The sequence below is a fragment of the Cryobacterium zongtaii genome, assembly GCF_002909375.1.
Taxonomy (GTDB): Bacteria; Actinomycetota; Actinomycetes; order Actinomycetales; family Microbacteriaceae; genus Cryobacterium; species Cryobacterium zongtaii.
The window spans coordinates 158,189-171,970 of the sequence record NZ_PPXD01000005.1; the positions used below are offsets into that span (position 1 = coordinate 158,189).

The 13,782-nt window shown below is 69.5% G+C and carries 13 protein-coding genes; 8 read left to right on the forward strand and 5 right to left on the reverse strand.

Annotated elements, in window-relative coordinates:
- Window positions 1-59: 59 nt before the first annotated feature.
- Window positions 60-761, reverse strand: coding sequence for a ferritin-like fold-containing protein (locus tag C3B61_RS02955; protein ID WP_240632414.1), 702 nt, complete (start codon window positions 759-761; stop codon window positions 60-62).
- Window positions 762-944: 183 nt separating this feature from the next.
- Between C3B61_RS02955 and C3B61_RS02960 the strand changes: the two genes are divergently transcribed.
- Window positions 945-2,435: a DEAD/DEAH box helicase gene (locus C3B61_RS02960; protein WP_088455636.1), complete on the forward strand. Its 1,491-nt coding sequence runs from the start codon at window positions 945-947 to the stop codon at window positions 2,433-2,435.
- Between the two features lie 179 nt (window positions 2,436-2,614).
- Here the strand turns inward: C3B61_RS02960 and C3B61_RS02965 are convergent, their stop codons facing one another.
- Window positions 2,615-3,487 carry a PHP domain-containing protein gene (locus tag C3B61_RS02965; RefSeq protein ID WP_103459487.1) on the reverse strand — a complete coding sequence of 291 codons (873 nt, stop codon included), beginning with the start codon at window positions 3,485-3,487 and terminating at the stop codon, window positions 2,615-2,617.
- A 55-nt stretch (window positions 3,488-3,542) separates the two neighbouring features.
- On the opposite strand from C3B61_RS02965, the gene C3B61_RS02970 reads away from it, so the two are divergent.
- Together C3B61_RS02970 and C3B61_RS02975 are read left to right on the forward strand one after the other, a co-directional pair.
- Window positions 3,543-4,601 (forward strand): endonuclease/exonuclease/phosphatase family protein, encoded by a 1,059-nt coding sequence (locus C3B61_RS02970; RefSeq protein WP_103459488.1) that lies wholly within the window; start codon window positions 3,543-3,545, stop codon window positions 4,599-4,601.
- Window positions 4,602-4,643: 42 nt separating this feature from the next.
- Window positions 4,644-6,200, forward strand: coding sequence for an aminopeptidase P family protein (locus C3B61_RS02975; protein ID WP_103459489.1), 1,557 nt, complete (start codon window positions 4,644-4,646; stop codon window positions 6,198-6,200).
- On the opposite strand, the gene C3B61_RS02980 is transcribed toward C3B61_RS02975, so the two are convergent.
- Window positions 6,197-6,880, reverse strand: a complete 684-nt coding sequence (locus C3B61_RS02980) for a YflT domain-containing protein (RefSeq protein WP_241990408.1) — start codon at window positions 6,878-6,880, stop codon at window positions 6,197-6,199. The two genes, C3B61_RS02975 and C3B61_RS02980, sit on opposite strands and share 4 nt — an antisense overlap.
- Before the next feature lie 180 nt (window positions 6,881-7,060).
- Here C3B61_RS02980 and C3B61_RS02985 point away from each other — a divergent pair, with 180 nt between their 5' ends.
- From C3B61_RS02985 to C3B61_RS03000, 4 genes are read left to right on the forward strand one after another with little or no spacing between them, the layout of a single operon-like run.
- Complete coding sequence (locus C3B61_RS02985) at window positions 7,061-8,392, forward strand: magnesium transporter MgtE N-terminal domain-containing protein (RefSeq protein ID WP_088455632.1); 1,332 nt, start codon at window positions 7,061-7,063, stop codon at window positions 8,390-8,392.
- Window positions 8,379-9,020: a DUF1003 domain-containing protein gene (locus C3B61_RS02990; protein ID WP_088455631.1), complete on the forward strand. Its 642-nt coding sequence runs from the start codon at window positions 8,379-8,381 to the stop codon at window positions 9,018-9,020. The genes C3B61_RS02985 and C3B61_RS02990 overlap by 14 nt, the downstream gene beginning before the upstream one ends.
- The gene (locus tag C3B61_RS02995; RefSeq protein ID WP_241990407.1) at window positions 9,013-10,182 is read left to right on the forward strand and encodes a P-loop NTPase; all 1,170 of its coding nucleotides are present in this window, start codon (window positions 9,013-9,015) and stop codon (window positions 10,180-10,182) included. Before C3B61_RS02990 ends, C3B61_RS02995 begins: the two co-directional genes overlap by 8 nt.
- Before the next feature lie 44 nt (window positions 10,183-10,226).
- A complete protein-coding gene (locus C3B61_RS03000; RefSeq protein ID WP_103459490.1) occupies window positions 10,227-11,792 on the forward strand; it encodes a succinic semialdehyde dehydrogenase in 1,566 nt (521 codons plus the stop codon).
- Between the two features lie 34 nt (window positions 11,793-11,826).
- Here C3B61_RS03000 and C3B61_RS03005 read toward each other — a convergent pair whose 3' ends face one another.
- Both C3B61_RS03005 and C3B61_RS03010 read right to left on the reverse strand, forming a co-directional pair.
- Window positions 11,827-12,468, reverse strand: a complete 642-nt coding sequence (locus C3B61_RS03005; protein ID WP_133159853.1) for a hypothetical protein — start codon at window positions 12,466-12,468, stop codon at window positions 11,827-11,829.
- Window positions 12,469-12,605: 137 nt separating this feature from the next.
- On the reverse strand, window positions 12,606-12,989 hold the full coding sequence (locus tag C3B61_RS03010; protein WP_103459492.1) for a twin-arginine translocase TatA/TatE family subunit: 384 nt from the start codon (window positions 12,987-12,989) through the stop codon (window positions 12,606-12,608).
- 88 nt (window positions 12,990-13,077) lie between these two features.
- On the opposite strand from C3B61_RS03010, the gene C3B61_RS03015 reads away from it, so the two are divergent.
- Complete coding sequence (locus C3B61_RS03015; protein ID WP_088455626.1) at window positions 13,078-13,710, forward strand: O-methyltransferase; 633 nt, start codon at window positions 13,078-13,080, stop codon at window positions 13,708-13,710.
- Window positions 13,711-13,782: the final 72 nt, after the last annotated feature.

The following is a 13,782-nucleotide window of genomic DNA, read 5'->3' on the forward strand; positions in this document are numbered from 1 at the left end:
TGACGAAAAGACCCTCATCGATCTCGATGAGGGTCTTTTCGCATGGCCGCGAGCGGATGTCACGCGGTGAGGCCGAGGCCGTCCATCCGGCGGGTATGCGCGGCGATCAGCTCGGTGAAGACAGGTTCGATGCGGGAGTCCTGCGTCACCGCCATGGCCGATCGTGCCACGAGCAGGGTGTCGCCGACCAGGCGTCGACCCCACAGTGCCAGGCGGGATTCGAGCGCCGGCTGCGCGGCGATGGCCGCGGCTAGCTCGTGCACCAGGACGTCGGCACCGCCGTGCTCGCCGAGCAAGTGGGCGATGCGCGGGCCGACATCGCCGGGCAACGCGTCGGAGAGCCTGATGAAGAAGTCGTCGAGCAGGCCACCGGTCAGGTAGCAGCTGAGCAGCAGCTCCTGCCAGTCCTCGCCCGCGGTGATCGCGCGAAAGTTATCCAGTGCGGGAACGAACGGGCCCATCACACTGGCCGGTTCACCATCACGACGGCGGATCTCCTCGATGAGTCCGTGGTGCTTCGACAGCGCACGCCCGGCGGCCAGGCTCAGGCCCTCCTTGGCGGCGAGGGTGGGCGCCGTGATGACCGCCGTCGACAGGCTCTCGAACATGCCCAGTTCGAAATAGGCGGCCTGCCCGAGGTAGGTGAGCAGGTCCGGCACCAGTTCGGTGATGTCCACCTTCGTGGTGGCGCGCCGGTCGCCCCGGGCCGACAGCCGCGGCGTCTCTGCCCGTTTCGGGCGTTCACCTAACCAGGAGATCACTTGCCAAGCATAGGTCCACGTCCCCGGCTTCGTTGCGAATAACGTGCCAGGTGCGGTGCGCCCACGGGCTGTTGCCCAGGGCCGCACTATAGTCTGGTGTCATTCACCGGCGCAGGATCGGTGGACTTGCGCCTGAGGCAAAGACGGGCGCATCCCGCTTCGAGCTAGACAGGCAACCATAACGTGACCTTTTCCGAACTCAATATCGACCAGGACATGGTCGAGGCTCTCGCCGCCAAGGGCATCCTCGAACCGTTCCCCATCCAGACCCAGACGATCCCCCTCGCCCTCAGCGGCCAGGACATCATCGGCCAGGCCAAGACCGGCACCGGCAAGACCCTGGGCTTCGGTCTGCCGCTGATCCAGCGTCTCGGCCTCAACCCCGAGCCCGGTGTGCAGGCGCTCGTCGTCGTGCCCACCCGCGAGCTGTGCGTCCAGGTCAGTGAAGACCTCGAACTCGCCGCGAGCAACCGTGGCACCACCATCGTCTCCATTTACGGCGGCAAGGCCTACGAGGGCCAGATCGAGCAGCTCAAGGCCGGAGCGCAGATCGTCGTCGGCACCCCCGGGCGTCTGCTCGACCTCGCCAGCCAGCGCCTGCTCAGCCTCGCCAACGTGCGCGAGATGGTGCTCGACGAGGCCGACAAGATGCTCGACCTCGGCTTCCTCGCCGACATCGAGAAGCTGTTCTCGCAGACGCCGTCCACCCGCCACACGATGCTGTTCTCGGCCACCATGCCGGGCCCGATCGTGGCGCTGGCCCGCCGGTTCATGACCAAGCCCATCCACATCCGCGCGAGCGACCCCGACGAGGGCCTCATGCAGGCCAACATCGAGCACCTCGTGTACCGCGCGCACAACATGGACAAGGACGAGGTCATCGGCCGCATCCTGATGGCAGAGGGCCGCGGCAAGACCGTGATCTTCACCCGCACCAAGCGTGCCGCCGCCAAGCTCGTCGAAGAACTCGGCGACCGTGGCTTCAACGCCACCGCCGTGCACGGCGACCTCAACCAGGAGCAGCGCGAGCGCGCCATGGCGTCGTTCAAGGCCGGCAAGAAAGACATCCTGATCGCCACGGATGTCGCCGCGCGCGGCATCGACGTCGACGATGTCACCCACGTGATCAACCACACGATCCCCGAGGACGAGAAGGCCTACCTGCACCGCGTGGGTCGCACCGGCCGCGCCGGCAAGACCGGCATCGCCGTCACCTTCGTGGACTGGGACGACATGCCCAAGTGGACCCTGATCAACAAGGCCCTCGACTTCGGCACCCCGGAGCCGCAGGAAACCTACTCTTCGTCGCCGCACCTCTACACCGACCTGAAGATCCCCGCCGGGTCGAAGGGCCGCCTGCGTGCGACCCCGATCAAGGAGGCCGTCGCCGGCGCACCCGCCGGACGCGACTCCGGTCGTGGCGGCCGCAGCGACAGCCGTTCCGGTGGTCGCTCTGACGGTCGCTCCGCCGATCGCTCTGGTTCGGGTCGCTCCGCGGACCAGGCTCCCCGCACCCGCGTGCGCGTGAGCTCGACCACAAACCCGGATGCCCCCGCCGCCACCCCGGCGGCCGGCACCCACGACGGTGGCGGCTCAGAGCACCACGACGGCAACAGTGCGCCGCGTCGCCGCAGCCGCACCCGCCGCCGCTCCCCGCAGGCGCCCACCGCATAGCGGGCTCTGCACACCGACTTGCCGCTAACGGCCCCTTGACATCCCGTCAAGGGGCCGTTTGCTTCATCTCGGCGACGGATGCGGTGCCGACTGGCCAGTTGAGGCCTCCTGGGCGTCGCGGACCGGGCACGAACTGGCATGTCACCAGATCGCCGACGTGATGGGCCGGGCGGGCGAGCTCAGGCGGGGAACACCGGCTCAGAGCCGCGGCCCTCGGCGATAAGGCGCTCGAGCACCTCGGGAGTGGTGGTGTTCTCGCCGAGCCGGTTGGGCTTGCCCTCACCGTGGTAATCGCTGGAGCCGGTGACGGCCAGGCCGTACTTCACGGCGAGCATGGTCAGCCGGGCGGTGGCCTCCGGCTTGTTCTCGCGGTGCCGAAGCTCCAGACCGAACAGGCCGGCATCCACCAGGGCCGCCAGCCGGCTCTCTGCCATCACGTCGGCGACGCCGCGGGTGGCCGGATGCGCGATCACGGGCACTCCCCCGGCCGCACGCACCAGGGCCACCGCACGCAACGGATCCGGGGCGTAGTGCGGCTGGAAATAGCCCGCCTCCCAGTGCAGGATCCCGGCGAACGCCTCACTGCGGGTGAGAGCGAGCCCGTTGGCGACCAGGGCGTCGGCGATGTGCGGACGGCCAACGGTGCCGCCCGTGGTGGTCTGGGCGAGAACGTCGTCCCAGGTCAGCTCGTAGTCGGCGCCGATGCGGGCCACCATCTGCTCGGCACGGGTGAGCCGGGCCTTACGGATGTGCGCCGTCTCGGCGACGATCCCGGCATCGGACGGGTCGAAGAGATAGGCCAGCAGGTGGATGCTGGTGTGGCCGACGCGGGTGCTGAACTCCATCCCGGGGATCAGGGTGATGCCTGCGGTCCGAGCGGCGATCGAGGCCTCCGACCAACCCGCCGTGGAGTCGTGGTCGGTGATCGCCACGGTGCCCAGGCCCGCGGCCGCGGCGGCGCGCACGAGCTGTGAAGGTGTCTCGGTGCCGTCGGAGACGCTGGAGTGGGTATGTAGGTCGATCGGACCCGTGGAACGCCGTTCGACTGCCATTCCCCCATGCTAGTTGGCGCGGGAATACAGCTTGGTCGCCTACAGTGACTCATCTATGCTCTCCACGCTCATTCGCACCATCGTCGTGCTCGCAACCCTGGCCTTCCTCACCGTGCTGGCCTGGCCCGCGATCGCCGGGCTGCAGAACTCCTGGGTCATCGCGCACGCCGTGTCCTTCCGCGGCCTCGCCGTGGCGGTGGCCATCGCCCTGCTGGCACTGCTGGCAATCCTGCTGCTCCTTGTACGGCCGCTGCGCGCCACCACGGCTCTGTTGATGGTGCTGCTGGTAACTTTCGGCGCCGTCAACTCCGGCATCCTGCTGCACCGCGGTCTGGGCTCGGATGCGGCGGCGGCCCTTGCGGCGGAGCCCGCCGACGCCGCGGTCACGGTGCTGAGCTGGAACACCCTCGGCGACGCCCCCGGCGCCGCGGCCATCGCCGACCTCGCCCTCGCCGAGGAGGCCGACGTGCTCACCCTCCCCGAGACGACCGAGGAAACCGGTGTGCTCATCGCCGAGGCCATGCGTGCCGCCGGCCGGCCGATGTGGGTGCACACCGTCTCCTTCGACCTCATTTCCAAGGCACGGTCGACGACCCTGCTGATCAGCCCGGACCTCGGCGACTACACGGTCACCTCGGCCGCGGGCTCCGGCCCGCCCGGCAACACCAACGTGCTTCCCACCGTCATCGCGGAGCCCGTGGACGGCGCCGGCCCGACGATCATCGCCGTGCACGCCGTCGCCCCGATCCGTTGGGAAATGGCCAACTGGAGATCCGACCTGGACTGGTTGGCCGAGCAGTGCAGCGGCGGGTCCTCCGGCGACGACGGCGTGATCATGGCCGGCGACTTCAACGCCACGATCGACCACTTCGCCGGGCGGGCCACCTCCGACGGCGCCGTTCTCGGCGACTGCCGGGATGCCGCAGCAGCCACCGGTTCCGGCGGGGTGGGCACCTGGCCTGCCTGGGCGCCCGCCCTGCTCGGGGCCCCCATCGACCACGTCCTGGCCACGCCAGACTGGCAGGTCGAGCGGATGCGCGTGATCGGTACCGAGGACACCGCCGGCAGCGACCACCGTCCCGTCGTGGCCACGCTGTCCCCCGCCACCGAATAGGCAACCGGCGAGCTCCAAGCCGACGAGTGGGACAATGGAGGAATGGCTGACTCCACCGACACCGCACCCGCACCCACCCCGGCCGCTCCTGCCGCCCGCTCGAACGAGAACCGCTCGACCACCCCGGGCTCCGCGGGGTTCAAGGAGTACATCTCCAGCGGCTGGGCAGACCGCGCCGAAACCGTGCCGCCCGCCCGCGAGCAGGCCCCCTTCGCGGCCGCCCGGCGGGAACGCATCTCCCAGCAGTACCGCGGACACCGCCTGATCGTGCCCGCCGGGCGCCTCAAGCAGCGCGCCAACGACACCGACTACCCGTTCCGCGCGCACTCAGCGTTCGCGCACCTCACCGGTTGGGGCAGCGACTCCGAGCCCGGCGCCGTGCTCGTGTTCGAACCGACCGCCACCGGCCATGAGACCACCGTGTACTTCCGGGAGCGCGCCGGCCGCGACTCCGATGAGTTCTACGCCAACTCCGAGATCGGCGAGTTCTGGATCGGCCCGCGGCCCTCCATCGCCCAGGTCGCCGGCGACCTCGGCATCACCGTGCGCGGCATCGACGGCTTCGCCGACGTGCTCCGCCGCGTCGACAGCGAAACCCTGCTCGTGCGCGAGGCCGACCCGTTCCTCACCGGCCAGGTCGACGACGCACGCCTGCGCAACGCCGCCGAGAAGATGATCACCGGAAACGGCTCTGACGCCCCGTTCAGCATCGAGATCAACCACGAACACGACGCGGATGCCGGTCTCGCCCGCGACCTGTCCGAGCTGCGGCTCGTGAAGGACGCCTACGAAATCGGCCAGATGCGCCTGGCCGTGGCGGCCACCGCCCGCGGTTTTGAGGACGTCATCCGCGACCTGCCCCGCTCCAGCACGCACCAGCGTGGTGAGCGTCTGGTCGAGGGTGTCTTCAACACCCGCGCCAGGGCCGACGGTAACACCGTCGGCTACGACACCATCGCGGCTTCCGGCCCGCACGCCTGCATCCTGCACTGGACCCGCAACGACGGCCCGGTTCTGGCCGGCGACGTCATGCTGCTGGATGCCGGTGTCGAGGTGGACAGCTACTACACCGCCGACATCACCCGCACCCTGCCGATCGATGGTTCCTTCACCGATGTGCAACGCCGGGTGTACGACGCCGTCCGCGAGGCCGCCGATGCCGCGTTCCTCGTGGCCCGTCCCGGCGCGATCTTCCGGGAGGTGCACGCGGCCGCGATGGCCGTGATCGCACGGCACACCGCCGACTGGGGCATGCTGCCCGTCACCGCCGAGGAGGCGCTGCAGCCGGAGAACGGCCAGCACCGCCGCTACATGGTGCACGGCACCAGCCACCACCTCGGCCTCGACGTGCACGACTGCGCGCAGGCCCGCCGCGACATGTACATGGACGGCGTGATCGAGGCCGGCATGGTCTTCACGATCGAGCCCGGCCTGTACTTCCAGCCCGACGACCTCACCGTGCCCGCCGAGTACCGGGGCATCGGCGTGCGCATCGAAGACGACATCCTGATCACCGAGACCGGCGCCGAGAACCTCTCCGCCGGCATCCCCCGCGAGTCCGCCGCGGTTGAAGCCTGGATGGCGGAGCTGCAGGCCTAGCCGGAGATCGGCGGCTGCGGGTCCGACGGCCCGGCCGCGGGCGGCGCCGATACCGGCGGGGCCGGCTGACCGTACGCGGGCGGCGCCGTCGGCTGGTCGCCCGCGGGGTCACGTGGTGCGTCCACCGGCGGCAGGGGCGCGGACCTCGGCGGGTCGGACGGGTGCGGAGCGGCAGCACCGTCGGGCTCCACGTGTCCGGCCAGCAGGTTGCGGGCCTTGTTCAGCAGCTCCACGTTCACGATCACCTGGTAGTTGCCGGCGATCACCTGCATTGTCGAGGTGAAGTCTTTGCGCCGACGGTTGACGGCGTAGCTGACCAGGCCGAAGAGCATGCCGAAGCCGGCACCCATCAGCACGGCGGCGAACACGAACGGCAGGCCGGCCGCGTCAGGGGAGAAGATGAAGAAGAGCAGGCCGAAGAACACCCCGAGCCAGGCCCCCGATGCCGCGCCGGCCAGCGCCACCCGGCCCCAGGTGAGCTTGCCGGTGACACGCTCAACGGTCTTGAGGTCGTTGCCCAGGATCGAGAGCTGCTTCACCGGGAAGTCGGCCTTGGCGAGGACGTCCACGGCCAGCTGGGCCTCGTTGTAGGTCTCGTACGTCGCCACGACCTCGCCCTTGGGCAGAACGGGGTACAGCGCGGCGGCGGCACGACCGCCGAAGGGGCTCTGATTGGTCATGCAGCCATTCTTCCACGCCCACCGGGAATCCCCGATGAGCTGGCTGTGCATCCGTTGGGAGAATGGCTCGATGATCAGCCAAACGGTTGCGCCGCCCGCCCGGGCCCGCACCGTCCCGGAGGTGCGGCTCCGCGCATCCGGCACGGCGGTTGTGGAGCCTGCACAAGCTAAGTTATAGGTGTGGCAAACACCAGAGTCTTCGTCGCCCGCCTGGCCGGGTGCAACGTCTTCGACCCCGCGGGCGACCGTGTGGGCAAGGTTCGCGATGTGCTCGTGGTCTACCGAAAAGACGACCCGCCCCGCGTGGTCGGCCTCATCGTCGAAATTCCCGGCAAGCGCCGGGTGTTCGTCTCCATCGGCAGGGTCACCAGCATCGGCAGCGGCCAGATCATCACCACCGGGCTGATCAATGTGCGCCGGTTCGAGCAGCGTGGCGGCGAGGTGCGCGTGATCGCCGAGATGCTCGGCCGCCGGGTCGCGTTCAACGACGGTTCAGGCGAAGCCTCCATCGAGGACGTGGCCATCGAGGAGTCCGCCCAGGGCGACTGGGCCATCAGCCAGCTCTTCGTGCGCCGCCCCAAGACCAGTTCATCGCCCTTCACCAAGGGGGCCACGGCGTTCGCCAACTGGGCCGAGGTCTACGAGAAGGTCACGGCCGGTGAGGCCCAGTCCGCCGAGCAGCTCATCGCGACCTACTCGGACATGAAGCCCGCCGACCTCGCGAACACCCTGCTCGACCTGCCGCGCCAGCGCATGTTCGAGGTGGCAGAGGAACTGCCCGACGGCCGTCTGGCGGACGTGCTCGAGGAGATGCCCGAAAGCGAGCAGGTGGGCATCCTCACCCGGCTCGGCGACTCACGCGCCGCAGAGGTGCTCGACCACATGCAGCCAGACGACGCGGCCGACCTCATCGCACAGCTGCCAGAGGAGCGCGGCGAGCACCTGCTCGACCTGATGGAGCCCGAAGAAGCCGACGACGTCAGGTTCCTGCTCTCCTACGCTCCAGACACCGCCGGTGGCCTGATGACCACCGAGCCGATCATCGTCTCCGCCGACGCCACCGTCGCCGAGGGGCTGGCCCTCATCCGCCGGCACGACCTCGCGCCGGCGCTCGGTGCGGCGATCTGCGTCACCCTGCCGCCCTACGAACCGCCCACCGGCCGGTTCCTGGGCATGGTGCACTTCCAGCGGATGCTGCGCTACCCGCCGCACGAGCGCCTCGGCACGCTGCTGGACCTCGGTCTGGACCCGGTCACCGCGGACACCTCGGCGGCCGAAGTCAGCCGCATCCTCGCCAGCTACGACCTGGTCTCCGTTCCCGTGGTCGACGAAAACCACCGACTCGTCGGGGTGGTGACGATTGATGACGTGCTCGACTACCTGCTGCCGGACGACTGGCGAAGTCACGACGACGGCGACGAGGTACGCAAACGTGCCACGGCCAGAACCCAGCTGGTAACAGGAAGCATCCCGCTGCCGGGAGTACGGAGGCACGGCAATGGCACGCGCTAACAAGAGCGAACTACGCCTCGACACGCCCAAGGGCCTGCGCACCACTAACCTCGTCGGTCGTAAGCGCAACGGGCGCAGCAACGACAGGTTCGGCCGGTTCACCGAGGCGATCGCCCGCGGCATGGGCACGCCCTGGTTCCTGCTGGGGCTGAGCGCCCTCGTGGTCTTCTGGGTCGGCTGGAACACTCTCTCCCCCGAGGGCCTCCGTTTCGACTCCATCGAGCTGGGCTTCATCGCGCTCACCCTGGTGCTGTCGCTGCAGGCGTCCTACGCGGCACCGCTGATCCTGCTCGCACAGAACCGGCAGGATGACCGTGACCGGGTGCAGTTCGAACAGGACCGTCAGCGCGCCGAACGCAACCTCGCCGACACCGAGTACCTCGCCCGTGAGGTCGTGGCGCTGCGCTTGGGCATGAAGGACCTCGCCTCGAAGGACTTCCTGCGCGCCGAACTGCGCGCCCTGCTCGACAACCTCGACCAGCGCGACGAACAGGAACGCCGCGAACGCGAGGCCGCCAGAGACCGGGACAGCCGGGAGCTGGAAAGCCGGGAACGTGAGGCCAGTCCCCGCGACAGCCGCGGCACCATCGAGCGCTCCGCCCCGCACGAGGCGCACCCGTTTGACTGACCACCACTCGGCCGACGACAGGGTGCGCGCCGCTCTGACCCGCGTCATCGACCCGGAGATCCGCAAACCCATCACCGAACTCGACATGGTCTCCGACGTCACGATCGACGCCGACGGCGGCGCGACGGTGAGCATCCGCCTCACCATCGCCGGCTGCCCCGCGGCGACCCGGATCGAAACGGATGTGCGCGAAGCCACCGAGTCGGTCGTCGGCGCGGGCCTGGCCCGGGTGCTGGTCTCGGTAATGACGCCGGAGCAGCGCCGGACCATGACCGAGAAGCTGCGCGGCGGTCAGGGCGCGCGCAGCCTGCAGTTCTCCCCTGACTCGCTCACCCAGATCTACGCCATCACCAGCGGCAAGGGCGGCGTGGGCAAGTCCACCGTCACCGCCAACCTCGCGGTGGCCCTCGCCGCGCGGGGCCTGCGGGTGGGTATCGTCGACGCCGATGTGTACGGCTTCTCGATCCCCGGGCTGCTCGGCTTGGTCACCCCGCCGGCGACCCCCGGCGGTCAGCCCGGCATGGTCAAGCCCACCCAGGTCGGTGACATGATCCTGCCGCCGATCGGCTTCGACGTGAAGGTCATCTCCATCGGCATGTTCGTCGACGACACCTCGGTGGCCGTCGCCTGGCGCGGACCGATGCTGCACCGAACCATCACCCAGTTCCTCACCGAGGTGTACTTCGGCGATCTCGACATCCTGTTGCTCGACCTGCCGCCGGGCACCGGCGACATCGCCATCTCGGTGGGCCAGCTGCTTCCGCACGCCGAGGTCATCGTGGTCACCACGCCGCAACCGGCCGCGTCCGACATCTCCGAACGAAGCGGCGCCGTCGCCAGGCAGACCGGCCAGAAGATCTACGGAGTGATCGAGAATATGTCGGGGCTGATGCAGCCGGACGGCACCCTGCTGGAAATCTTCGGCGCCGGCGGCGGCGCCGACGTGGCCGCCCGGCTCTCGGCGGGCCAGGACAGCCCGGTGCCGCTGCTCGGCCAGGTGCCGCTCAGCGTGGCCCTCCGTAGCGGCGGCGACACCGGACTGCCCGTGGTACTCGGTGACCCCGCCGACCCGGCCGCCGAGGCCATCCAGGCCATCGCCGCCACGCTGGCCACCAGGGGCCGCGGCCTGGCCGGGCTGAGCCTGGGCATCAGCCCGCGCTGAGCGCCCCCCGCCGCTTGTCGGTAAGCCTGTCTAAACTGGCCAGCATGACTGCGCCAACGCTGACCGCAACCGCCCCGGTACTCCCGTTCACCGTCGAATTGGCCCGCGACATCTGCTCGACCACGGGTGAGACCGTGGGCGTCATCGGCCCGTTCACCGGCACAGAGCTGCACACCCTGCCGGTGAGCAGCACCGGAGATGTGGCGGATGCGTACGCCCGCGCCCGCCTCGCCCAGATCGGTTGGGCCCGCGCGGGTTTCGCGCACCGCCGGGCGGTGCTCCTGCGCGCCCACGACATTCTGCTCGCCCGCCGGGAGAGCCTCCTGGACACCCTGCAGACCGAGACCGGCAAGACCAGGGGGCAGGCGTTCGAGGAGGTCTTCCAGGCCGCCGGCGTCACCCGGTACAACGCCCTGGCCGCCCGCCGGGTGTTGGGCGGGGAAACGCGCCGCTCCGGCCTGCCGGTCCTGGTCACCACCCGGGTGCGCTACCGACCCAAGGGCGTCGCCGGGGTCATCACGCCGTGGAACTTTCCGCTGAGCCTGGCCGCGATGGACGTGGTGCCCGCGCTGGCCGCCGGCTGCGGGGTCGTGCAGAAGGCCGACAACCAGGGGGCGCTGAGCATCCTGCTGCTGCGCCGCGCGTTCATCGACGCGGGCGTGCCCGCCGACCTGTGGGCCGTGGTGACCGGCGACGGCGCCGAGATCGGCGGGGCCGTCACGGCCGGCGCTGACTACGTCTGCTTCACCGGGTCGACCGCCACCGGGCTGCGGGTAGGCGCCCAGGCGGCGAGCACCCTCACCGGGGCGTCGCTGGAACTGGGCGGCAAGAACCCGATGATCGTGCTCGACGACGTCGACCCGCACCGCGCCGCCGCGCAGGCCGCCTACGCCTGTTTCTCCTCGATGGGTCAGCTGTGCGTGTCGATCGAGCGCATCTACGTGCAGCGCGCGGTGTCCGATCAGTTCCTGCGCGAGTTCGTCACGGTCACCCGCGCCCTGATCCTCGGTTCGGCGCTGGATTACAGCACGGATGTGGGGTCGCTCACCTCGCAGGCGCAGCTCGAGCGGGTCACCGAACACGTCGCCGACGCTCTCGCCCACGGCGCCACCGTGCAGGCCGGCGGACGGGCCCGGCCCGACCTCGGCCCGTATTTCTACGAACCGACCATCCTCACCGGGGTCACCCCCGGCATGCTCTGCCACGCCGGCGAGACTTTCGGCCCGGTGGTGGCGGTGTCGGTCGTCGACTCGGAGCAGGAGGCCATCCTGGCCGCCAACGACAGCGACTACGGGCTCAACGCGTCGGTGCTCAGCGGCTCGGCCCGGCGTGGTCTGCGGGTCGCCGAGGCGCTGGAGGCCGGCAGTGTGAACGTCAACGAGGGCTACCGAGGGTCGTTCTCCGCTGTGGACGCCCCAATGGGCGGGGTGAAGGACTCCGGTCTGGGCCGTCGCAATGGACCGGAAGGCTTGCTGCGCTTCGTGAACCCGGTCACCATCTCCCGGGCCACGGGCGCGCTCACCCTGCCCGTCAACGGGCAGCAGTTCGGCCGCATGGTCGGCCCGATGCTCCTCCTGGCGCGCACCCTCAAAGCGGCGAGGCGTCGCTAGCCGCCGCCTCCGCGGTGAGTTGCGTACGAGGGTGCTAGTTGTTGCCGTCGTTGCCGGTGACGTGCACGGCATTGCCCCAGCAGCCGGCATCCGCCCAGTGGTAGTAGTCGCCGGCACCCGTGTCGCCGTACAGGGCCAGGGTGAACCCGGCCTGCGATCCGGGTTCGACGTCTCCGAGCGAGGTCATGTCCACACCCGCGAACTCACTGTCGATACCCAGCCAGACGCCGTGCCAGTCGAACCCGGCCTCCGCCATGCACTCCGTGATCAATCCGTAGAAGTGCTCGTACTCCGCGGGCGTATCGGGAACAGCATCCGGGTTGGGCGTGCGCACCTCGACGACGTTGCCGTCGCCCTCGACACCGGAGGGGTCCTCGCCGCTCGGGCCGTCGCCGTTCTCGCTGTCGGTATTCGTGGTGTCGTCTGCCACGACAACCTCGTCGGGCGCATCGCTGTCAGCCGGCGCGACAGCGGTCGGTGTCTCAATCACCGGTGCGGGGACGGTCGACGGCGTGGCCAATGGTGTGGCCCTGGCCGTCGGAACCGATTCCGCCGCCACCACGTTGGACGCGGGCCGCGAATCCTGCCCTGCCGCGAAGGCCGTCGCACCCACCGACAGAACGGCGACCCCCGCGACGACTCCCACCATCATGAGGCGGCTACGTGTGTTGCGCATGATGCGACCTTCCCCCCGGGGCCTACAGCGTCACAGCGCCGGCCCACTCTCTCTGGCAAGGCTACGCCCGGTCCACGTCGGCGAGCGTTCCACGGTTCCCCCCCCTTCCGGGGCGACCGCGCGCTGCAACTCGCCGGTTAGGTGGCCTCGGAGTCGAACGGCGCGGGCCCGATCAAGGCGCCTTCCCTGGCACGCTTCCGCTGCAGGTAGGCACTGTCGGGGTTCGGCCCGGTGCGGCCGACCACGGCGGACTTGCCCTTCACGGGCTCGTCCTCGATGAGGGCTTCACGGATGATCCGGCGCGGGTCATACTGCCTGGGGTCGAGTTTCTTCCAGTCGACGTCGTCGAATTCCGGACCCATCTCGTCTTTCATCCGGTCCTTGGCGCCATTGGCCATGTCGCGAAGCTGGCGCACCAGCCGGCCGAGTTGGGCCGCATAGTGCGGCAACTTCTCGGGTCCGAGCAGGAAGACGGCGATGATCCCGATGAGCAGGAGTTTCTCGAACGTCAGACCGAACATGCCCTCAGAATATCCCCCCGGCGAGGCATCCCCGAACCACGGGCCGCACAGCCGTAGTCTTGACCTAATCATCTACTGGAGTTGCGGAATGTCTGACAAAGATCTGAATTGGAAATTCGCCGACGACTCGGTGGTGGAGAGCGACGCCCTGGCACGAGCCCGGCAGCAGTCCCTCGAGCTCGGCATCGACGCCATCGCGCCCTCGGTGGGCGCGCAGTCGGCCGTCATCGCCGCGGCCACCGGAGCCCGCAGCATCCTCGAGGTCGGCACGGGTGCCGGCGTGTCGGGCATCTGGCTGCTCACCGGTGCTCCCGGTGCCACCCTCACCTCGATCGACATCGAGGTTGATCACCTGCAGCACGCCAAGGCCAATTTCCACGAGGCCGGCATCCCCACCAACCGGGTACGACTCATCACCGGACGCGCCGCCGAGGTCCTGCCGCGCATGAACGAGAACTCCTACGACATCGTGTTCGTGGATGCCGACCCGCAGTCGGTCATCGAGTACGTCGAGCACGGCCTGCGCCTGGCCCGGCCGGGCGGCACCGTCCTGGTGGCGCACGCGCTCTGGCGTGGCCGGGTGGCCGACCCTGTGCAGCGCGACGACGTCGCCACGGGCTTCCGCACCCTGCTCAACGAGATCGCCTCGTCCAAGGCCGTGATCAGCGCGCTCTCCCCCGTCGGCGACGGCCTGCTCCAGATCACGAAGCTGCGCGCGTAGCCTCGCTACGGATACAGCAATCGGCTGTGCGGAGAACCGCACAGCCGATCAGCTGAAAACCTGTCTTACAGA

Coding starts and splice junctions, on each gene's coding strand:
- C3B61_RS03000 (WP_103459490.1), top strand. CDS start 10,227: ATGACTGCGCCAACGCTGACCGCAACCGCCCCGGTACTCCCGTTCACC.
- C3B61_RS02965 (WP_103459487.1), bottom strand. CDS start 3,487: ATGGCAGTCGAACGGCGTTCCACGGGTCCGATCGACCTACATACCCAC.
- C3B61_RS02970 (WP_103459488.1), top strand. CDS start 3,543: ATGCTCTCCACGCTCATTCGCACCATCGTCGTGCTCGCAACCCTGGCC.
- C3B61_RS02990 (WP_088455631.1), top strand. CDS start 8,379: ATGGCACGCGCTAACAAGAGCGAACTACGCCTCGACACGCCCAAGGGC.
- C3B61_RS02975 (WP_103459489.1), top strand. CDS start 4,644: ATGGCTGACTCCACCGACACCGCACCCGCACCCACCCCGGCCGCTCCT.
- C3B61_RS03005 (WP_133159853.1), bottom strand. CDS start 12,468: ATGCGCAACACACGTAGCCGCCTCATGATGGTGGGAGTCGTCGCGGGG.
- C3B61_RS03015 (WP_088455626.1), top strand. CDS start 13,078: ATGTCTGACAAAGATCTGAATTGGAAATTCGCCGACGACTCGGTGGTG.
- C3B61_RS03010 (WP_103459492.1), bottom strand. CDS start 12,989: ATGTTCGGTCTGACGTTCGAGAAACTCCTGCTCATCGGGATCATCGCC.
- C3B61_RS02980 (WP_241990408.1), bottom strand. CDS start 6,880: ATGACCAATCAGAGCCCCTTCGGCGGTCGTGCCGCCGCCGCGCTGTAC.